Source organism: Janthinobacterium sp. GW822-FHT07H11, assembly GCF_058798615.1.
The window spans coordinates 1353846-1373071 of record NZ_CM179507.1 but is presented as its reverse complement, the minus strand read 5'-3'; the positions used below and the strand labels follow the sequence as shown (position 1 = coordinate 1373071).

The 19226-nt window shown below is 63.5% G+C and carries 16 protein-coding genes, 1 rRNA gene and 1 riboswitch; of the genes, 15 read left to right on the top strand and 2 right to left on the bottom strand.

Annotated elements, in window-relative coordinates:
- Window positions 1–46 precede the first annotated feature (46 nt).
- Window positions 47–1577: ribosomal RNA gene (locus AC3RCJ_RS06155) — 16S ribosomal RNA — on the bottom strand.
- A 468-nt stretch (window positions 1578–2045) separates the two neighbouring features.
- On the opposite strand from AC3RCJ_RS06155, the gene cobT reads away from it, so the two are divergent.
- The 13 genes from cobT (at window position 2046) to AC3RCJ_RS06090 (ending at window position 14919) form a co-directional block, all read left to right on the top strand.
- Window positions 2046–3086, top strand: coding sequence for a nicotinate-nucleotide--dimethylbenzimidazole phosphoribosyltransferase (cobT, locus tag AC3RCJ_RS06150; protein ID WP_492961513.1), 1041 nt, complete (start codon window positions 2046–2048; stop codon window positions 3084–3086).
- A gap of 4 nt (window positions 3087–3090) precedes the next feature.
- Window positions 3091–3897, top strand: a complete 807-nt coding sequence (locus AC3RCJ_RS06145) for an adenosylcobinamide-GDP ribazoletransferase (protein ID WP_492961515.1) — start codon at window positions 3091–3093, stop codon at window positions 3895–3897.
- Between the two features lies 1 nt (window position 3898).
- The gene (locus AC3RCJ_RS06140) at window positions 3899–4453 is read left to right on the top strand and encodes a histidine phosphatase family protein (RefSeq protein ID WP_492961517.1); all 555 of its coding nucleotides are present in this window, start codon (window positions 3899–3901) and stop codon (window positions 4451–4453) included.
- Between the two features lie 44 nt (window positions 4454–4497).
- Window positions 4498–4739: riboswitch (cobalamin riboswitch) on the top strand.
- Window positions 4702–6732: a TonB-dependent receptor domain-containing protein gene (locus AC3RCJ_RS06135; RefSeq protein WP_492961519.1), complete on the top strand. Its 2031-nt coding sequence runs from the start codon at window positions 4702–4704 to the stop codon at window positions 6730–6732. Its footprint overlaps the riboswitch before it by 38 nt.
- A gap of 80 nt (window positions 6733–6812) precedes the next feature.
- Window positions 6813–7838 carry a FecCD family ABC transporter permease gene (locus tag AC3RCJ_RS06130; protein WP_492961521.1) on the top strand — a complete coding sequence of 342 codons (1026 nt, stop codon included), beginning with the start codon at window positions 6813–6815 and terminating at the stop codon, window positions 7836–7838.
- Window positions 7839–7845: 7 nt separating this feature from the next.
- Window positions 7846–8613, top strand: a complete 768-nt coding sequence (locus tag AC3RCJ_RS06125; protein ID WP_492961523.1) for an ABC transporter ATP-binding protein — start codon at window positions 7846–7848, stop codon at window positions 8611–8613.
- 2 nt (window positions 8614–8615) lie between these two features.
- Window positions 8616–9260: a cob(I)yrinic acid a,c-diamide adenosyltransferase gene (cobO, locus tag AC3RCJ_RS06120; RefSeq protein WP_492961525.1), complete on the top strand. Its 645-nt coding sequence runs from the start codon at window positions 8616–8618 to the stop codon at window positions 9258–9260.
- A gap of 7 nt (window positions 9261–9267) precedes the next feature.
- Complete coding sequence (gene cobU / locus AC3RCJ_RS06115) at window positions 9268–9834, top strand: bifunctional adenosylcobinamide kinase/adenosylcobinamide-phosphate guanylyltransferase (protein ID WP_492961527.1); 567 nt, start codon at window positions 9268–9270, stop codon at window positions 9832–9834.
- The gene (gene cbiB / locus AC3RCJ_RS06110) at window positions 9828–10781 is read left to right on the top strand and encodes an adenosylcobinamide-phosphate synthase CbiB (protein WP_492961529.1); all 954 of its coding nucleotides are present in this window, start codon (window positions 9828–9830) and stop codon (window positions 10779–10781) included. Before cobU ends, cbiB begins: the two co-directional genes overlap by 7 nt.
- The gene (cobD, locus tag AC3RCJ_RS06105) at window positions 10774–11766 is read left to right on the top strand and encodes a threonine-phosphate decarboxylase CobD (protein WP_492961531.1); all 993 of its coding nucleotides are present in this window, start codon (window positions 10774–10776) and stop codon (window positions 11764–11766) included. The genes cbiB and cobD overlap by 8 nt, the downstream gene beginning before the upstream one ends.
- Window positions 11763–12674, top strand: a complete 912-nt coding sequence (locus AC3RCJ_RS06100) for a cobalamin-binding protein (RefSeq protein WP_492961533.1) — start codon at window positions 11763–11765, stop codon at window positions 12672–12674. Before cobD ends, AC3RCJ_RS06100 begins: the two co-directional genes overlap by 4 nt.
- The gene (locus AC3RCJ_RS06095; RefSeq protein ID WP_492961535.1) at window positions 12671–13468 is read left to right on the top strand and encodes an ABC transporter substrate-binding protein; all 798 of its coding nucleotides are present in this window, start codon (window positions 12671–12673) and stop codon (window positions 13466–13468) included. Before AC3RCJ_RS06100 ends, AC3RCJ_RS06095 begins: the two co-directional genes overlap by 4 nt.
- The gene (locus AC3RCJ_RS06090) at window positions 13465–14919 is read left to right on the top strand and encodes a cobyric acid synthase (RefSeq protein WP_492961537.1); all 1455 of its coding nucleotides are present in this window, start codon (window positions 13465–13467) and stop codon (window positions 14917–14919) included. Before AC3RCJ_RS06095 ends, AC3RCJ_RS06090 begins: the two co-directional genes overlap by 4 nt.
- Before the next feature lie 68 nt (window positions 14920–14987).
- Here AC3RCJ_RS06090 and AC3RCJ_RS06085 read toward each other — a convergent pair whose 3' ends face one another.
- The gene (locus tag AC3RCJ_RS06085; RefSeq protein WP_492961539.1) at window positions 14988–16142 is read right to left on the bottom strand and encodes a hypothetical protein; all 1155 of its coding nucleotides are present in this window, start codon (window positions 16140–16142) and stop codon (window positions 14988–14990) included.
- Window positions 16143–16407: 265 nt separating this feature from the next.
- Here AC3RCJ_RS06085 and AC3RCJ_RS06080 point away from each other — a divergent pair, with 265 nt between their 5' ends.
- Both AC3RCJ_RS06080 and AC3RCJ_RS06075 read left to right on the top strand, forming a co-directional pair.
- A complete protein-coding gene (locus tag AC3RCJ_RS06080; protein ID WP_492961541.1) occupies window positions 16408–17880 on the top strand; it encodes a DHA2 family efflux MFS transporter permease subunit in 1473 nt (490 codons plus the stop codon).
- 73 nt (window positions 17881–17953) lie between these two features.
- A complete protein-coding gene (locus tag AC3RCJ_RS06075; protein WP_492961543.1) occupies window positions 17954–19150 on the top strand; it encodes a type II secretion system F family protein in 1197 nt (398 codons plus the stop codon).
- Window positions 19151–19226 lie beyond the last annotated feature (76 nt).

Here is a 19226-nt window from a genome sequence, read left to right as displayed (position 1 = left end):
GTGAACATTTGATGCGTGAAGCATTACTGCTTCGTGCAAACTCTAGAAAGGAGGTGATCCAGCCGCACCTTCCGATACGGCTACCTTGTTACGACTTCACCCCAGTCACGAATCCTACCGTGGTAAGCGCCCTCCTTGCGGTTAAGCTACCTACTTCTGGTAAAACCCGCTCCCATGGTGTGACGGGCGGTGTGTACAAGACCCGGGAACGTATTCACCGCGACATGCTGATCCGCGATTACTAGCGATTCCAACTTCATGCAGTCGAGTTGCAGACTACAATCCGGACTACGATACACTTTCTGCGATTAGCTCCCCCTCGCGGGTTGGCGGCGCTCTGTATGTACCATTGTATGACGTGTGAAGCCCTACCCATAAGGGCCATGAGGACTTGACGTCATCCCCACCTTCCTCCGGTTTGTCACCGGCAGTCTCATTAGAGTGCCCTTTCGTAGCAACTAATGACAAGGGTTGCGCTCGTTGCGGGACTTAACCCAACATCTCACGACACGAGCTGACGACAGCCATGCAGCACCTGTGTACTGGTTCTCTTTCGAGCACTCCCCAATCTCTCGGGGATTCCAGCCATGTCAAGGGTAGGTAAGGTTTTTCGCGTTGCATCGAATTAATCCACATCATCCACCGCTTGTGCGGGTCCCCGTCAATTCCTTTGAGTTTTAATCTTGCGACCGTACTCCCCAGGCGGTCTACTTCACGCGTTAGCTGCGTTACCAAGTCAATTAAGACCCGACAACTAGTAGACATCGTTTAGGGCGTGGACTACCAGGGTATCTAATCCTGTTTGCTCCCCACGCTTTCGTGCATGAGCGTCAATCTTGACCCAGGGGGCTGCCTTCGCCATCGGTGTTCCTCCACATATCTACGCATTTCACTGCTACACGTGGAATTCTACCCCCCTCTGCCAGATTCTAGCCTTGCAGTCTCCAATGCAATTCCCAGGTTGAGCCCGGGGATTTCACATCAGACTTACAAAACCGCCTGCGCACGCTTTACGCCCAGTAATTCCGATTAACGCTTGCACCCTACGTATTACCGCGGCTGCTGGCACGTAGTTAGCCGGTGCTTATTCTTCAGGTACCGTCATTAGCAGGAGATATTAGCTCCCACCGTTTCTTCCCTGACAAAAGAGCTTTACAACCCGAAGGCCTTCTTCACTCACGCGGCATTGCTGGATCAGGCTTGCGCCCATTGTCCAAAATTCCCCACTGCTGCCTCCCGTAGGAGTCTGGACCGTGTCTCAGTTCCAGTGTGGCTGGTCGTCCTCTCAGACCAGCTACTGATCGATGCCTTGGTAGGCTTTTACCCTACCAACTAGCTAATCAGATATCGGCCGCTCCACGAGCATGAGGTCTTGCGATCCCCCACTTTCATCCTTAGATCGTATGCGGTATTAGCGTAACTTTCGCTACGTTATCCCCCACTCCAGGGTACGTTCCGATATATTACTCACCCGTTCGCCACTCGCCACCAGAGCAAGCTCCGTGCTGCCGTTCGACTTGCATGTGTAAGGCATGCCGCCAGCGTTCAATCTGAGCCAGGATCAAACTCTTCAGTTTAATCTCTGTTACTTTGCCCTTTTACAGGCACCGTCATTGCTGACGGGTCGCTCACTCAAAAAACTGACAGGCCACTACTTGCGTAGCGCCTATTTCATTATTTCTTGTGAACATTTGATATTTTAAGTATTACAGCAATCCGAAGATCGCTGCTGCACTTGCATCAAATGTCCACACTTATCGACTGTTAATTGTTAAAGAACTGTATTCGGTTACTGCTTTCGCGCTATCGACAAAGCGTTGTGTTTGTCAGCTGCGAAGAAGGAAGAGTATGAAGCATTTCACTAAATCCGTCAACTCCTTCTTTTCTACCCTGCGTCACTCGGCATTTGCATGCGTCGTTCAGCGAGGGGGCGAATTATAGCCCTGAGCCGCAGGCCCCGCAAGTGCTAATTTGCAGCTGGGTAAATATTGCTGTGTGATATCGTAGCATTGGCAATACAGCCCGCCCTATCCATCCTGATTCCCATGCCTATTCCACATATCGCCCCCATTGCCGACTCTGTCCTGGCCAGCGCACTCGAACACGCCATCAATAGCAAGACCAAGCCGCTGGGCAGCCTGGGCCTGCTGGAGACGCTCGCGCGCCAGATCGGCCTGATCCAGCAGAGCACGCAACTGGCCCTGCGCCAGCCCGCCATCATCGTCTTTGCGGCCGACCATGGCGTGGTGGCCGAAGGGATCTCCGCCTATCCGCAAAGCGTGACCTGGCAAATGGTGGAAAACTTCCTGGGCAATGGCGCCGCCATCAATGTCTTTGCCCGCCAGAACGATTGTGCCCTCTATATAGTAGATGCGGGCGTCAACCATGACTTCGGCCCGCGCGACGGCTTGCTTGATCGCAAACAGGGCCCCGGCACGCGCAACTTCGCGCAAGAACCTGCCATGAGCCGCGAGCAATGCCTGGCCGCCGTGCAGGCGGGCATGGACCTGGTCGCCACCCTGGACGGCAATGTGCTGGGCTTTGGCGAAATGGGCATCGGCAACACTACCGCCGCCGCCGCCCTGATGCACAAGCTGACGCAAACACCGGTCGCCGACTGCGTGGGCGCCGGCACCGGCCTGTCGAAAGAAGGCATTTTGCACAAGCAGCAGGTGATCGAGGCGGCCGTCGCCCATCACGCAGCAGTCCATGCGCCGCTCGACGTGCTGGCCACGTTTGGCGGCTTCGAAATCGCCATGATGGCCGGCGCCATGCTCAAGGCAGCCGAACGACGCATGATTCTGCTGATCGACGGCTTCATCGTCAGCAGCGCCCTGCTGGTGGCGGCGCGCTTGCAGCCGGCCATCCTCGATTACTGCGTGTTTTCGCACTGTTCCGATGAAAACGGCCACCGCCAGCTGCTGGCCAGCCTGGGTGCGCGTCCGCTGCTGCACCTCGATTTGCGCCTCGGTGAAGGCACGGGGTCGGCGCTGGCCTTGCCGCTGCTGCACGCGGCCGTCAACTTCATGCGCGAGATGGCTACCTTCGCCTCGGCCCAGGTCAGCGAAAAGTCCACGCCAGACTAAGACGATGAGCAATCCCGTTTCGGCAGCAGTCCTCCAATGCCGCCTGTTCTTCATCGCACTGCAGTTCTTCACGCGCCTGCCGATACCGCGCTGGGTGGGTTTCGAGCCGGCCTGGCTGCAGCACGCTTCGCGCTACTTTCCGCTGGTGGGCGTGGTGGTGGCGACCATCAGCGGCGCCGTGTACCTGCTGACCAGCTGGCTGCTGCCTTCGACGGTGGCCGTGCTGCTGGCCGTCGCCGCCGGCATCTACCTGACGGGGGCCTTCCATGAAGACGGCTTTGCCGACATGTGCGACGGCTTCGGCGGCGGCTTGACGCGTGAGCGGGTGCTGGAAATCATGAAGGATTCGCGCATCGGCGCGTATGGCTCCATCGGCATCGTCTGCCTGCTGGCCATCAAATGCGCGGCCCTCGCTTCGCTGCCGCCGACCGTCGTCGTGGCGACCCTGTTTATTGCCCATCCACTATCACGCCTGGCCGCCGTCTCGCTGATCTGGCTCATGGATTACGCGCGCGACGAAGGCAAGGCCAAGCCGATGGCGCAGGACATGAGCACGGGAGAATTCATCATCGCCGCCGTCTGTGCCCTATTGCCTGCCATCGCCTGCGGCGTGCTGGGGATAGTTGACTGGGCGGCACTGGTCTTTGCCATCGTGGCGGCGGCCGCCGCCGCATTCTGGTTGGGCCGAAAATGCCAGCGCCGCCTGCAAGGCTACACGGGCGACTGCCTGGGCGCCGTGCAGCAGGTGGCGGAAGTGGCGATCTACCTGGCCATCCTGTCCAGCTTCCAGCCTCCCGTACGCTTCTTTTAGCATGCGCCTCATTTTAGTGCGCCATCCCGCGCCGCAAGTGACCAGCGGCACCTGCTATGGCAGCAGCGACGTGGCAGTGGCGCCGCACGAAATGGCCAAGGTGTGCGCCAGCCTGCAAGCCACCTTGCCAGCCGATGTGCCGCTGTATGCCAGTCCGCTGCGCCGCTGCGCCGGCCTGGCGTCAGCCCTGGCGCAGGATCTGCCCGCGAGCGCATTGCAGTTTGATGCGCGGCTGGCCGAGATGGATTTCGGCACATGGGAAATGCGGCCCTGGCATGCGATCGCGCGCGCGGACATCGATGCCTGGGCAGCCGACATGGCGCACTATCGTCCGGGCGATGGCGAAAATGTGCTGGCGATGGCCGCCCGCATCGATGCGTTTTTAGGCGATCTGTTGCGCGAACAACACGAAACAGCCATCATCATCTGCCATGCCGGCACCATCCGCCTGCTGGCGGCCTTGCAGGCTGGCCTGCCATTGGAGGAAACGGCCTTGCGGGCGGCCACGTCAGCTCACAAAATCGCCTATGGTGCGACGGTCATCGTCGATTTCTGATAGCCGATAGGCAAGCCCGCCATGTCAGTCCACGCCCGCTGCACGTATAATGGCGGGGTTTTGGTGCCCGCGCCCATGTCCATGGGCGCAGTTAAACGGGAAACACGATGCCGCGCTCGCGGCGAACGTGTGCTGCCCCCGCAACGGTAAGCAAGTGTCGCCCCTCTCTACAGGAAACGGACGACAAGCTATCTCTGACAACCACTGTGCTTGCAATCATCGAGCATGGGAAGGTGGGATAGCCGTACTTGCCAGCCCGGATACCGGCCAGAACAGGTGGAAGTGTGCGAACGGGGATGTTCGCGATCCGAATGGCCCATGGCCATCTTCGATCGTCATCTTCAGTTCCCACTTCTGTTCAATCTGGCCAACGGGGACGTCGGCTGGTTGCATATTACTTACTGAAAATTATCATGACCCATGCTGTTTCCCGCCACGCGGCGCTCACGTCGCTCGCGCTAGCCATTGCCGCGCCTGCCGCCTTCGCCCAAGCCACGCCCGACACCTTCGATCCGGTGATCGTTACCGCCACCCGCACGCCGCAAAAAACCAGCGAATTGCTGGCCAATACGGCCATCATCACCAGTGAAGAGATCGCGCGTTCGGGCGCAGGATCGGTCACCGAATTGCTGCAAAAGCAACGCGGCATCGAAGTCGCCCGCAATGGTGGCGCAGGCACGGCATCGTCGGTCTACATCCGTGGCGCCAACAGCACCCAGAATATCGTTCTGGTGGATGGCGTACGCATCGGTTCCTCGACATTGGGCACCGCCAACTGGAGCCCGGTTCCACTGGCAAATATCGACCGCATCGAGATCGTTTACGGTCCATTGAGCACCCTGTACGGCGCCGATGCCATCGGTGGCGTCATCCAGATTTTCACCAAGAAAGGCAGCGGCGCGCCCGTGCTTGGCGCATCGGTCGGCTTTGGCAGCGATGCCACGCGCCAATATGATGCCAGCGTTTCGGGAGCAAGCGGTGGCTACAACAGCCTGAGCTACTCGTTGAATGTCAGCAAGGAAAAAAGCGACGGTTTTTCGGCCACCAAACCAGGCAATTTCTCTTACAACTCAGACAAAGACGGCTACGACAAGAAAAGCGTCACTGGCCAGGTTGGCTTCCAATTGGCCAAGGGACATGATCTGGGCCTGGTATTCATGAACAGTAAGCTGGAAGCCCAGTACGACAACGGCCCTGGCTATGATACGCGCAGCAATCAAAAGCTGGAAAACATCGGCGTATTCATGAACAATGAATTCGTTCAAGGCTGGCACAGCAAGGTACAAGTTGCCGAAGCACGCGACAAGGCCAACGAGGACACCGCTGCGGGCGCGGCCGGCAAAAGCCATCTGGAAACCAAGCAATCGACATTCGATTGGCAAAATGACATCGCCATCGGCGCCGATACGCTGCAATTGCTGGCCAGCTACCGCAAGGAAGAAGTCGTCTCCAGCGCCAAGCCAATCTTGAATCGTGCCCGCGACACCAAGTCGCTGGCAGCTTCCTACACCATGAAGCGCGACCAGCACCTGCTCAGCGGCAGCCTGCGCCGCGACAAGATGTCGGAAACCGGTTCGACCACCACAGGCAGCCTGGGTTACGGCTACCAGATCAACAATACCTTGCGCGCCACTGCCAGTTATGGCACCAGCTTCCGCCAGCCTACCTACAATGAACTGTATTACCCAGGTTACGGCATCGCCAGCAACCGTCCTGAAAAAGGCCGCAATGCTGAAGTCGGCCTGCGCTATGACGATGGCAAGACACAGCTGAGTGCCGTGTACTACCACAATCGCGTGACCGATTTGCTGATCTATGCGGACACCTGCCCGGTTGAAGTGGCCACGCATCCATACGGCTGCGCCTACAACGTCAACAAGGCATTGCTGGAAGGCATCACCCTGACTGGCCGCCGCAAGTTCGGCGACTTTGGCCTCAGCGGCAATATCGACCTGCAAGATCCGCGCGATCAAACCCTGGACAAATCGCTGGTGCGCCGCGCCAAGCGTCACGCCAACTTTGCAGCTGACTACAGCATCGGCCAACTGAACACGGGCGCCGAATGGCAATTGTCGGGCAAGCGTTTTGAAAATCCTGCCAACACGACCAGCCTTGGCGGCTATGGCCTGGTCAACCTGTTCGCCACCTATCAAGTAGCGCAGGACTGGTCGGTGCTGGCGCGCTGGAACAATATCACCGACAAGAAGTATGAACTGGCACGTCACTACAATACGGCTGGCTCCAACTTCTTCGTCGGCCTGCGTTACGGCTCGAAATAACCATGCAGCAATGATGTAAGCTGCGGGCGATGGCATGCCGCCATCGCCCGCAGATGCGGTTCCCGATTTTAAGGCAGTACATGCACCCATTTTTTCGCAATATGCGCCACCGCGCCACGGTGATTCTCACGGTGTTGATCGTGTGCGCGATTGCCAGCCTGATATTCTCCGGCATGATCGGTTCGATCGCGATTCCGCTCGCCGACCTGCCTTCCGCCCTGCTCCATCTGGTGCAGGGCAAGACCGACAACATCGCCGCAACCCTGCTTGACCTGCGCCTGGGCCGCGCGCTGACCGCCTTTGTCACGGGCGCGGCACTGTCGCTGGCCGGCGTCATGATGCAGGCGCTGCTGCGCAATCCGCTGGCCGACCCATACGTACTGGGCATTTCCGCCGGCGCCTCCGTCGGCGCGCTGGCCGCGCTGCTGTTCATGTGCGCGCTATGGGTGGTCGACGCTGCCGCCTTTGCCGGCGCCGTCGGCGTCTCCATGCTGCTGTACCTGTTTGCCCGGCGCGACCTGCGCGGCGGCACGGCGGCCGAAGGCGGCGCCTCGCTGTTGCTGCTGACAGGCGTGATCCTCGCTTCGGCCTGCATGGCCCTCGTTACCCTGATGCTGTCGATTGCCCCGGAAAGCCGCTTGCGCAGCATGGTCTTCTGGATGATCGGCGACCTGGCCGGCGCCCCCGCGCGCCTGATGCCCTGGCTGGTATTGGCCGGCGCGATGGTCTTTGCGCTGCGCAGCGCGCGCTCGCTGAACGTCATGGCGCTGCACGCGGAAGCGGCCAGCACCCTGGGCGTGCGCGTGGGCGCCCTGCGCAAGGGTCTGTTCTTCTGTTCCGGCCTGCTCACGGCCAGCGCCGTCACCAGCGCCGGCAGCGTGGGGTTTGTCGGCCTGATCGTGCCGCATGCGCTGCGCTTTGCCTGCGGCCCCGATCATCGCCTGTTAATTCCCGCCGCCGCGCTGGCCGGCGGCACCTTCCTGGTGCTGGCGGACACTTTGGCGCGCACCGTGCTGGCACCGTTGCAATTGCCCGTCGGCGTGGTCACGGCGATGATAGGCGCTCCCGTCTTCCTATACCAGCTGCACCGATTGCGCCGCGGATGATGCCAATATGATACGCACCTACCAACTGGGCCTGAAGGCAGGCACGCGCTGCCTCGTCGAAAACCTCACCTGGCACATCAAGGATGGCGAATGCTGGAGCGTCATCGGCCGCAATGGCGCAGGAAAAAGTACCTTGCTGCGCACCCTGGCCGGCTTGCGCGACCCGGATGCCGGCCACGTGACGATACAGGGCCGCGCCCTGATCGACTGGCCTTTGGGCGACCTGGCGCGCGAACGGGCCTTCCTGGCGCAGGCGCGCCACGACGCGTTCTCGTACCGCGTCATCGAAACCGTGCTGTCGGCGCGCCACCCGTATCACGACAACCATTACTGGGAAGGCAGCGACGACCAGCGCATCTCCCTGGCGGCGCTGGCCTCGATGGAAGTGGAACACCTGGCCGAGCGCGATGTGCGCAGCCTGTCCGGCGGCGAACGCCAGCGCGTGGCGATCGCCGCCATGCTGGCGCAGGACACGCCACTGCTGCTGCTGGACGAGCCGGCCAACGCGCTGGACCTGGCGCACCAGGTCAGCGTCATGGGCCTGCTGGCCAAGCTGTGCCGCGAACAGAATAAGACCGTGGTGATGGTGGGCCATGACCTGAACCTGGCGCATAGCGTCTCGACGCATGCGCTGCTGCTGATGGGCGACGGCGGCTGGCTGGCCGGCTCCGTGGCCGAGGTGATGCAGGCGTCCATCCTGGGCGACTACCTGGGCCACCCTATCGAGATCATCGATCACGGCAAACGCAAGATATTCATACCGAAAGAGGATTAAACATGAGCGATAGCAAACACGTCGACGCGGACACCGCAGCCAATACCGCAGCTATAAACGAGCGCCACCGCGTGCGCATGGAGAGAAAGAAGGCCATCATCGATGCAGCCATCGCCAAGGCGGACAAGGAAATCGGCATCATCATCGTCAACACGGGCAATGGCAAGGGCAAGAGTTCGAGCGGCTTCGGCATGGCCATCCGCGCCATGGGCCACGGCATGAAAGTGGGCGTGGTGCAGTTCATCAAGGGCGCCATGTCGACGGGCGAAGAGAAATTCCTGCGCCGCTTCCCCGACGAAATCAGTTTTCATGCGATGGGCGAAGGCTATACCTGGGAAACGCAAAACCGCGAACGCGACATCGAAAAAGCCGAACTGGCATGGGAACAGGCAAAGACCTTCCTGGCCGACCCCAGCTACGGCCTGGTGCTGTTCGACGAACTCAATATCGCCCTCAAGTACAACTACCTCGACGTGCACAAGGTCATCGCCGACCTGCTGGAGCGCCCGGCCATGCAGCACGTGGTCATTACGGGCCGCGGCGCGCCCGACGAACTGATCGCGATCGCCGACACCGTCACCGAGATGGCCGTCGTCAAGCATGCGTACGCGGCCGGCATCGGCGCGCAAGCCGGCACCGAGTGGTAGCGGCGCCATGACGCGCACCCTGGTCCTCGGCGGCGCCCGTTCCGGCAAGAGCGCCCATGCGGAGCAACTGGCCCAAAACTCCGGCAAGGAAGTGATCTACATCGCCACCGCGCAGGCCGGCGATGGCGAAATGACCACGCGCATCGCGCATCACCGCATGCAGCGCCCGGCTCGGTGGACGACCGTGGAAGAACCGCTGCGCCTGGGCGACGCCATCCTGCGGCAGGCCCGTCCGGACCGCCTGCTGCTGGTGGACTGCCTGACGCTGTGGCTGACGAACCTGATGTTTTCCAGTGGCCAGGCGTATCCTGAGGTGGGCGACATCGCCCTGCCCGAACTGTTCCACAGCGAGCGCGCGCACCTGCTGTACGCGCTGGCCGAAATCGAAGACACCGGCTGCGACCTCGTTCTCGTCTCGAACGAAGTGGGCATGGGCATCGTGCCCTACGGCGCCATCTCGCGCTGCTTCACCGATGAAGCCGGCCGCCTGAACCAGGCCGTGGCGGCCGTGTGCGACAGGGCTGTCTTTGTGGCCGCTGGCCTGCCGCTGCACCTGAAAGGCGGCCCATGCTGAGCGGCCTGTCGCTGCCCATGCTGGCGTTGCTCATGACGACCGGCGTGCTGCTCGACATGCTGCTGGGAGAAACGCGGCGCTGGCATCCGCTGGTCGGCTTTGGCCGCCTCGCCAGCACGCTCGAACGCCTGCTGAACCGGGGCCGCGGACGCTTCCTGCGCGGCACGCTGGCGTGGTCGCTGGCCGTACTGCCCCTCAGCTATGCCGCCTGGTGGCTGTGCGGCCTGGCGGGCGCGGCACTTCACGTCTTCCTGCTCTACCTGTGCCTGGGCTTGCGCAGCCTGCGCGACCACAATCAGCCGATCGCCGAGGCCCTGGCCATCGATGACCTGGACAACGCGCGCCGGCTGACGGCGCGCATCGTCAGCCGCGACACGGCCAACGCCGATGCGGCCAGCCTGGCCAAGGCCAGCACCGAGTCCCTGCTGGAAAACGGCAATGACGCCGTCTTCGGCACCCTGTTCTGGTTTGCCGTGGCCGGCGGCCCTGGCGCCGTGCTATTCAGGCTGGCCAATACCCTCGACGCCATGTGGGGCTACCGCAATGCGCGCTACGACTGGTTCGGCTGCTGCGCCGCGCGCATCGACGACATCCTCAATTACCTGCCGGCGCGCCTGACGGCCCTGTCCTATGTCTTGCTGGGCAAGAGCATGGCGGACAAGCAGCGCGCCTGGCAGTGCTGGCGCAGCCAGGCCCCCAGCTGGGGCAGTCCGAACGCGGGTCCCGTCATGGCCAGCGGCGCCGGCGCCCTGGGCCTGGCCTTGGGTGGCGACGCCATCTACGACGGCGAACTGGAACGCCGCCCGCCGCTGGGCGCCGGCCGCCCGGCCGAAGCGCGCGACATCGACCGCGCCTGGCGCCTGGTGGCCGAAACGGCCGTGCTGTGGCTGATCTGGGTGGCGCTGCTGGCGGGCCTGTATTACCTGCGAGGGAAATTCCATGCTTGAACACGGCGGCAATCTGCGCGATGCCGCGCGCGAATACGGCAGGCCCATCGCCGAATGGATCGACCTGTCGACCGGCATCAACCCGCACGGCTATCCCGTGCCGGCGACCGGCGCGCATGCCTGGCACCGGCTGCCGGAAGCCGATCCTGCCCTGGCTGCCGCCGCCTGCGCCTATTACAACGCGCCGGCCATGCTGCCCGTGGCGGGCACGCAGGCGGCCATCCAGGCCCTGCCCCGGCTGCGCGCGCCGTCCTGCGTGGTGGTCGCCGCGCCCTCGTATGCGGAACACGCGCACCACTGGGGCCAGCATGGCCACAGCCTGCGGCAACTGCCCTATGCGCAACTGGCCGCTGCCGTGGACGACTGCGACGTGATGGTCATCTGTAACCCGAACAATCCCACGGGCGCACGCATCGCGCCCGAGCTGCTGCTGGACTGGGCCGCCAGGCTCGCTGCGCGCGGCGGCTGGCTGGTCGTCGACGAGGCGTTTGGCGATACGGAATCGCACGCCAGCCTGGGCCAGCATACGGGCCAGCCGGGACTGATCGTGCTGCGCTCGGTCGGCAAATTCTTTGGCCTGGCGGGATTGCGCCTGGGCTTTGTCGCCGCCCCTCCCGCGCTGCTTGCCGCGCTGGCCGACCTGCTGGGACCATGGACCGTCAGCGGTCCTGCTCAGCAGGTGGCGCTGGCCGCGCTGGCCGACACGCGCTGGCAGCAGGCGATGCGCGCTCGCCTGCACGGCGAAGGCGAGCGCCTGCGCCAGCTGCTGGCCAGCCACGCCATCGCCAGCAGCGGCAGCGCGCTGTTTCAATGGTGGCCCGAAGACCGCGCCGAAGAATTCTGGCACCACATGGCGGAACACGGCATCTGGGTACGCCTGTTCCGCCACGCCGCCCACGGCATCCGCCTGGGATTGCCACCCGATCAAGAAGCCTGGCAACGCCTGCAACAGGCGCTCACCGCATGGAACAAGGAACACGCATGAACCACCTGAAAATACCGCTGCTGCTGGCCGGACTGATCTCGATCCAGGCGCACGCAGCCATCACCGTGCGCGACGACGACGGCAATGCCGTCACCGTGGCAAAACCGGCGCAGCGCATCCTGGCCCTGGCGCCGCACATCACGGAGCTGCTGTTCGCGGCCGGCGGCGGCGACAGGATCGCCGGCGTCGTCAGCTACAGCGATTACCCGGAAGCGGCCAAGAAACTGCCGCAAGTGGGCGACAACCGCCAGTACGACATGGAACGCATCATCGCCATGAAGCCGGACCTGATCGTCGTCTGGATGCACGGCAGCGCCGAGCGCCAGATCGCCATGCTGCGCCAGCTGAAAGTGCCCATTTATCACAGCGAGCCGCGCAAGCTGGCCGATATCCCCGACAGCATGGAGCGCCTGGGCCAGCTGATGGGAACAGAAAAAATCGCCAAGCCGGCCGCCGCGCAGCTGCGCGCCAAACTGGCCAGCCTGACGGCGCAATACGCGCAGCGCCCGCCCGTGCGCGTGTTTTACCAGGTATGGGACAAGCCGCTGTACACCCTGAGCGGCGCGAGCATCATCAGCGATTCGATGCGCGTATGCGGCGGCCAGAATGTATTCGCCGCGATGAAGGTGGTGGCGCCCGTCGTCACGCAGGAAGGCGTGCTGCAGGAAGACCCGGAAGTCATTTTCGGCACCAGCGAAAAAAGCGATCCGCGCAGCGAAGGCGGCCTGGCCATGTGGCGCGCCTTCCCGTCGATGACGGCCGTGCGCAAGAATAACCTGTTCCGCCTGAATGGCGACCTGCTGAACCGCGCCGGCCCGCGCATGATCGAAGGCACGGCCGCCATGTGCGAACAGCTGGAGCTGGCCCGCCAGCGCCGCAGCGCTCCCGCAGCCAAGGCGGCGCCGTGAGTCACTATCAGCGCATCGCCTGCCTGTCGACGGAGGCGGTGGAGACGCTGTACGCGCTGGGCGCCGAGGACGTCATCGCGGGCATCTCGGGCTTCACCGTGCGTCCGCGCCGCGCGCGTGAGGAAAAAACCAGGATCAGCGGCTTTTCCTCGTCCAGCCTGGAGCGCATCCTGGCGGTCCGGCCCGACCTCGTGATCGGCTTTTGCGACATGCAGGCAGACATTTGCCGCGACCTGGTCAAGGCCGGCATCGAGGTGCACCAGTTCAACCAGCGCACGGTCGACGGCATCCTGCGCATGATCGGCGTGCTGGCCGCGCTGGTGCAGCGCGAGGATGCCGGCCGCGAGCTGGTCGCCGGCCTGCGCGCGGACATCGCCGCCGCCCGGGCACGCGCCGCCGCCTGGACGCGCAGGCCCGTGGTGTATTTCGAAGAGTGGAACGATCCCCTGATGAGCGGCATAGGCTGGGCGTCGGAACTGATCGAGATCGCCGGCGGCACGGACGCCTTCCCGGAATTGTCCGCACATGCGGGCGCAAAGGAGCGCATCATCGCCGATCCCTTGGCCGTGGTGCGGCGCGCGCCCGACATCATCCTCGCCAGCTGGTGCGGCAAGAAGTTCCAGCCGACGCAGCTGGCGGCGCGTCCGGACTGGGAGACGATTCCTGCCGTGAAAAACCAGATGTTGTTCGAAATCAAGTCGCCCGACATCCTCTCGCCCGGCCCGGCGGCGATTACCGAAGGGCTGCGCCAGATCAGCGACATCATCGCGCAGTGGCAGGAGCGCCAGCCATGAGCTCGCCCTTCCCGGCCCTGATGGTGCAGGGCACGACGTCCGACGCGGGCAAGAGCACCGTCGTGGCCGCGCTGTGCCGCCTGCTGAAACGCCGCGGCGTGACGGTGGCGCCGTTCAAGCCGCAAAACATGGCCTTGAACAGCGCCGTGACGGCCGACGGCGGCGAAATCGGCCGCGCGCAAGCCTTGCAGGCACTGGCCTGCGGCATCGCACCGCACACCGACATGAACCCGGTACTATTGAAACCGTCGTCGAACACGGGGGCGCAGGTGATCATCCACGGCAAGGTGCGCGCCGAGATGGATGCGCGCGACTACCAGCAATACAAGACCATCGCCATGGGTGCCGTGCTGGAGTCGTATGCGCGCCTGCGCCAGCACTATGCCGCCGTCATCGTCGAAGGCGCGGGCAGTCCGGCCGAAGTCAACCTGCGCGCGCGCGACATCGCCAACATGGGCTTTGCCGAAGCCGTCGACTGCCCCGTGATCCTGGTGGCCGACATCGACCGGGGCGGCGTCTTCGCGCACATCATCGGCACCCTGGCCTGCCTGTCCGAGAGCGAACAGGCGCGCATCATCGGCTTCGTCATCAACCGCTTCCGCGGCGACCTATCCCTGCTCCAGCCAGGCATCGAGTGGTTGGAGCAGCGGACGGGCAAACCCGTGCTGGCCGTGCTGCCCTACCTGCAAGGCCTGTTCCTCGACGCGGAAGACGCCGTCGAAGCGATGCAGGCGGAACGCGGCGCCTTCAAGGTGGTGGTGCCGCAACTGCCGCGCATCAGCAATCACACGGACGTCGACGCGCTGCGCGCCCATCCCGGCATCGACCTGCAATTCGTCAAACAGGGGCAGCCAATTGGCCCGGCCGACCTGGTGATCCTGCCTGGCAGTAAAAACACGCGCGGCGACCTGGCCTGGCTGCAGCAGCAGGGCTGGCCCGCCTACCTGGCCAGACACCTGCGCTATGGCGGCAAGGTGCTCGGCATCTGCGGCGGTTTCCAGATGCTGGGGCAGAGCGTGCGCGATCCGCTGGGCGTGGAAGGCGCGGCAGGAGAGTCAACGGCACTGGGCCTGCTCGACATGGTGACTGAATTAACAAGCGACAAGCGGCTGGAACAGGTGCACGGCCACTGCGCATTTGCCGGCGCGGCCGACGCCCCCGTGGCAGGCTATGAAATCCACATGGGCGTCTCGCAGGGCGCCGCCCTGCGGCAACCGGCGTTCGTCATCGATGGCCGGCCCGAGGGGGCCGTATCGGGCGACGGGCAAATCCTCGGCAGCTATGTGCACGGCCTGTTCGACACGCCCGCCGCGTGTTCGGCGCTGCTGCGCTGGGCGGGGCTGGACTCCGGCCACACGGTGGACACCGCCGCCCTGCGCGAGGCCAGCCTGGAGCGCATCGCGGACGCTGCGCTGCCGTTGATGGATGCGTTGGAACGATTGCCACGCTGATGGGGATGTCGGGTTACGCCGTACCGGCTAACCCGACCTACTTGCTGGATCAGATCAAACGCTAGCCGTCATTTTTTCAGGCACATGCCCATGTACGAACGGTCGGTCGAAAACTCGACTGCCATGCTCGACGATACGGGCATGAACATCGAATAGTCGGCAGGTACGTCGGCCGGGTCCTTGAACACGGCGACGCCATCGAAATCGACGGCTTGCGCACCCAAGCCCAGCTTGTTGATGGTTATGGTTTCGGCGTGCGTCTTGCCAGCGGTGTTGTTGGTGATGGTGGCGGTGCTGCCGGCAACGACGATGTTCGCGCTGATGCCCGACGCGGCACAGGCATAGCTGCCATTGAGTTCCGTGCCGATCTTCTGTTGTTTGGCGGCCACGATGGTGCCCACACGCATGACATTTTCCTGATTACGGCCATAGCGGTCGATGAACAGCGCCAGCCCCCGGTCCCCCGCATGCACATGCACGATGCCGAAGTCCTGGTCACCCTGGCGCGCGACGAGCAAGCCGTTCTTCGCATCCTTGACCAGGGTCAGGCTGGCGTTTTCCGCTTCCAGCTGCGGCGATACCGCGGAGCACACGCCTTGCGCGTTGAACACGCCGCCATTGCACAGTTGGGCCGCTCCGTCGGCTGCGATCTTGAGAGTGCCTTTCGGATGGAAAGGGAAAGCGCCGTTCGACGCATTGCGCATGGACCCCAGGAAAATATAGTTGCCGGCCAGCTTGGCCACGTCACTCACCGCATAGCCGCTGCCACTGACGGTCGAGACCATGTTACCCAATTTGATATTGCCCGACAGCAGACGCGTGCGCGCATCGACGGTGACGCTGAAGTCCGTTGCCGTGTAGGTGGTGAGCTTGCCCGTCGTGACGGCGGTAAACGTGCCGCTGCGGTCGCTCAGGCCGAACTGCGTCGACAGGACGCGGATCGCATAGGTTTTCTTGACGCTGTCGAACGTGATGCGCCAGGTGTCGCCGATATCGGCGGCCACGTCATACACGCTTTCGTCGGCACTGGCACCGGCAATGACGCTCAGGCCGGCCTCTTTGGCCACGGCTTCCGATGCCACGCTCACACTGTCGGCGGGAATGACGGGCGGTGTCACCACGACCGGCGGGGTGACGGGCGCATCAGGCGTGCCGCCATCGCTGCCGCCACCGCATGCGGACAGGGCCGCGCCTAACAAAACGATCGAAATTGCATTCTTCATGTGTGACCTTCCAGGGTAGGGATGGCGAATGCCGGCATTGCACAATTCGCGATGATGGCACCATGCTAATCCCGGCAAAACTTTATTGCCATGGAACAATTGTTCTATGGACTTTCGACGCCAGTTCCCGCTCGCCTGCCCTTCCCGCATGCGCTGCGCGCCGTGCCGGCGTCGCCCCGGCACGGCGCCAGGCGGCGCGCAAACGCCGTTTATGTGACAATTCACGCTACTGTCGGCTCCGTTTTCCTTCCTCAGGCTCGCATCCATGACCAGTTCCCCCGTTAAAAGCTACCTTCCCTGGGTGGTTGCCACCGCCCTGTTCATGGAGCAACTCGACTCCACCATCGTCAACACCGCCATTCCCGCCATGGCCGCCAGCCTGCAGGTGACGCCGCTGAGCCTGAAAGCCGTCGTCACCAGCTATATCCTGAGCCTGGCCGTGTGCATTCCCATCAGCGGCTGGATGGCCGACCGCTTCGGCACGCGGCGCGTGTTTTCCGCCGCCGTGGCCATCTTCACCCTCGCCTCCATCCTGTGCGGCCTGTCTGTCAGTTCACCGATGCTGGTGGCGGCGCGGCTGCTGCAAGGCGTGGGCGCGGCCATGATGATGCCGGTGGGCAGGCTCACCATCATCCGCACCTTTCCCAAGTCGCAATTGCTGGCGGCCATGAATTTCGTCATCATCCCCGCCCTGATCGGCCCCCTGCTGGGACCGACGGTGGGCGGGCTGATCGTCCACTGGCTGTCGTGGCGCGAGATTTTCTTCGTCAACGTGCCTGTCGGCCTGGTGGCCCTGTACCTGGCGCACCGCTACATGCCCGACTATTACGGCGACAAGCCGCGTCCGCTGGACCTGATCGGCCTGGTACTGTTCGGCACCGGCATCGCGCTGCTGTCGTGGCTGCTGGAAATCTTCGGCGAACACCGCATCGACGGCACCTCGTTTGCCGTGCTGCTGTTCATCTCGATCAGCCTGCTGGCCGCGTATGCCTGGCATTCGAGCGAAGTGCTGCATCCGCTGTTGCGCCTGACCCTGTTCAAGATCCGCACCTTCCGCGTCTCGGTGGTGGGCGGCTTCGTCACGCGCCTGGGCGTGGGTGGCCTGCCATTCCTGTTGCCCCTGCTGTACCAGCTGGGCCTGGGCTTGCCAGCATGGCAATCGGGCTTGCTGATGATGCCGTCGGCGGCGGCCGCCATGGGCATGAAATTCATTTCCGCGCGGGTATTGGCCCGCTTCGGCTACCGCCAGGTGCTGATCGTCAACACTGTGCTGATCGGCATCACCATCGCCATGTTTTCGCTGGTGGGCGCGGGCACGCCGCTGTACATGATCGTCGCCATCAGCCTGTGCCTGGGCTTTTTCAATTCGCTGCAGTTTTCCAGCATGAACACCATCGCGTATGCCGATGTCGACAAGAGCGACTCCAGCATGGCCAGCACCATCGCCAGCTCGATGCAGCAGTTGTCGATGAGCTTTGGCCTCGCCTTCGGCTCGCTGATCACGGGCTGGTACCTGGGCGACATGCCGCAATCGGACCGCGCCATGCTGAGCACTGCGCTGCACCATGCATTCCTGACCCTGGCCGGCTTGACCGTGCTGTCTTCGCTGACCTTCTGGACCTTGCGCCGCGACGATGGGGAAAGCATCAGCAAAGGCAGCGATGGCGATGAAGACGAGGCCGCCGGCGTCAAGGCCCAGGCTGCAATACAGACAGAAGTGCAAACCATCAAAGGCTGAGCCAGATCAAGCTTCCGGCCATCCGTGCTGGTGCTTTGGCTTGCCGCTGCTACCGTGACAGCGGGAGGCGCACATGGCAGCCGAGCGGCGGTTTGCATGGAAGGGAACAGATCGCCATGGCAAGGCGGTCGATGGCATCGTGCGCGCCACCGATGCCGCCACGGCCAGCCTGGCCTTGCGCCGCCAGGGCATACTCGCCACGCGCGTGCGCGCTGCCCGCGCCGCGCCGGGCAAGGCGATCACGCGCCACGATATCGCGCTGTTCACGCGCCAGCTGTCGACCATGATGGCGGCCGGCGTGCCGCTGCTGCACGCGTTCGACATCGCCGGCAAGGGACATGCCAAGCCCGCCATTACCGAGCTGATGGCCGACTTGCGGCGCGATATCGAAGCAGGCAGCAGCCTGCAGCAGGCATTTCGCCAATTTCCCCACCTGTTCGACGGCCTGTATTGCAACCTGGTGGCGGCCGGCGAGCAGGCCGGCATCGTGCAGGAATTGCTGGCTCGCCTGGCCACGCACCAGGAAAAAGCCATCGCCCTGCGGCGGCAGGTGCGCGGCGCGCTGATGTATCCGCTGGTCATCGTGCTTGTCGCCATCGCCGTCACGGGCATCATCATGACCTGGGTCGTGCCCGCCTTCCGCCAGGTCTTCGACAGCTTCGGCGCACCCTTGCCGCTGCCCACCCTGGCCGTGATGGCCGTGTCGGCGTTCTGCGTGCGCTACTGGCTGGCACTGCCGGCCGCGCTGCTGCTCGCCTGCCTGCTGCTGCGCCTCGCGTGGTACCGCTCGCCGGCCTGGCGCAGGCAGGCGCAATTGCAGGCACTGCGCCTGCCCGTGTTCGGCCCGCTACTGCGCAAGGCGGCGATCGCCCGCTGGACGCGCACGCTGGCCGCCATGTTTGCCGCCGGCGTGCCGCTGCTCGACTCGCTCGACCTGGTGGGTGCGGCGGCCCACCATGTGCTGTACCAGGACGCCACGCAAGGCATCGAGCGCGAAATCCGCGCCGGCGGCAGCCTGGCCCTGGCCATGGAACATAGCGGCGTATTTCCCGAACTGCTGACGCAGCTGGTCCTGATCGGCGAGGAATCGGGCGCGCTCGATGCCATGCTGTCGCGCGCGGCCGACATCGTCGAAGGGGAAATCGCGGCAACCGTCGCCGTCCTGTCCTCGCTGCTGGAACCGGCGCTGATGGTGGTACTCGGCGTGCTGGTGGGGACCCTGGTGATCGCCCTGTATTTGCCCATCTTTAAACTCGGCGCCGTCATTTGAAAGAATGGCCGCCGGAAAACGTCCCCGCGCGCCGGCGGATGTTTTACACTGCGGCAGTGCCAGGCAATGTTTGCTC

Bases quoted from the DNA above. Each gene is read 5' to 3' on its own strand.
- cobT (WP_492961513.1), top strand. From the start codon at position 2,046: ATGCCTATTCCACATATCGCCCCCATTGCCGACTCTGTCCTGGCCAGC.
- AC3RCJ_RS06145 (WP_492961515.1), top strand. From the start codon at position 3,091: ATGAGCAATCCCGTTTCGGCAGCAGTCCTCCAATGCCGCCTGTTCTTC.
- AC3RCJ_RS06140 (WP_492961517.1), top strand. From the start codon at position 3,899: ATGCGCCTCATTTTAGTGCGCCATCCCGCGCCGCAAGTGACCAGCGGC.
- AC3RCJ_RS06130 (WP_492961521.1), top strand. From the start codon at position 6,813: ATGCACCCATTTTTTCGCAATATGCGCCACCGCGCCACGGTGATTCTC.
- AC3RCJ_RS06125 (WP_492961523.1), top strand. From the start codon at position 7,846: ATGATACGCACCTACCAACTGGGCCTGAAGGCAGGCACGCGCTGCCTC.
- cobO (WP_492961525.1), top strand. From the start codon at position 8,616: ATGAGCGATAGCAAACACGTCGACGCGGACACCGCAGCCAATACCGCA.
- cobU (WP_492961527.1), top strand. From the start codon at position 9,268: ATGACGCGCACCCTGGTCCTCGGCGGCGCCCGTTCCGGCAAGAGCGCC.
- cbiB (WP_492961529.1), top strand. From the start codon at position 9,828: ATGCTGAGCGGCCTGTCGCTGCCCATGCTGGCGTTGCTCATGACGACC.
- cobD (WP_492961531.1), top strand. From the start codon at position 10,774: ATGCTTGAACACGGCGGCAATCTGCGCGATGCCGCGCGCGAATACGGC.
- AC3RCJ_RS06100 (WP_492961533.1), top strand. From the start codon at position 11,763: ATGAACCACCTGAAAATACCGCTGCTGCTGGCCGGACTGATCTCGATC.
- AC3RCJ_RS06090 (WP_492961537.1), top strand. From the start codon at position 13,465: ATGAGCTCGCCCTTCCCGGCCCTGATGGTGCAGGGCACGACGTCCGAC.
- AC3RCJ_RS06085 (WP_492961539.1), bottom strand. From the start codon at position 16,142: ATGAAGAATGCAATTTCGATCGTTTTGTTAGGCGCGGCCCTGTCCGCA.
- AC3RCJ_RS06080 (WP_492961541.1), top strand. From the start codon at position 16,408: ATGACCAGTTCCCCCGTTAAAAGCTACCTTCCCTGGGTGGTTGCCACC.
- AC3RCJ_RS06075 (WP_492961543.1), top strand. From the start codon at position 17,954: ATGGCAGCCGAGCGGCGGTTTGCATGGAAGGGAACAGATCGCCATGGC.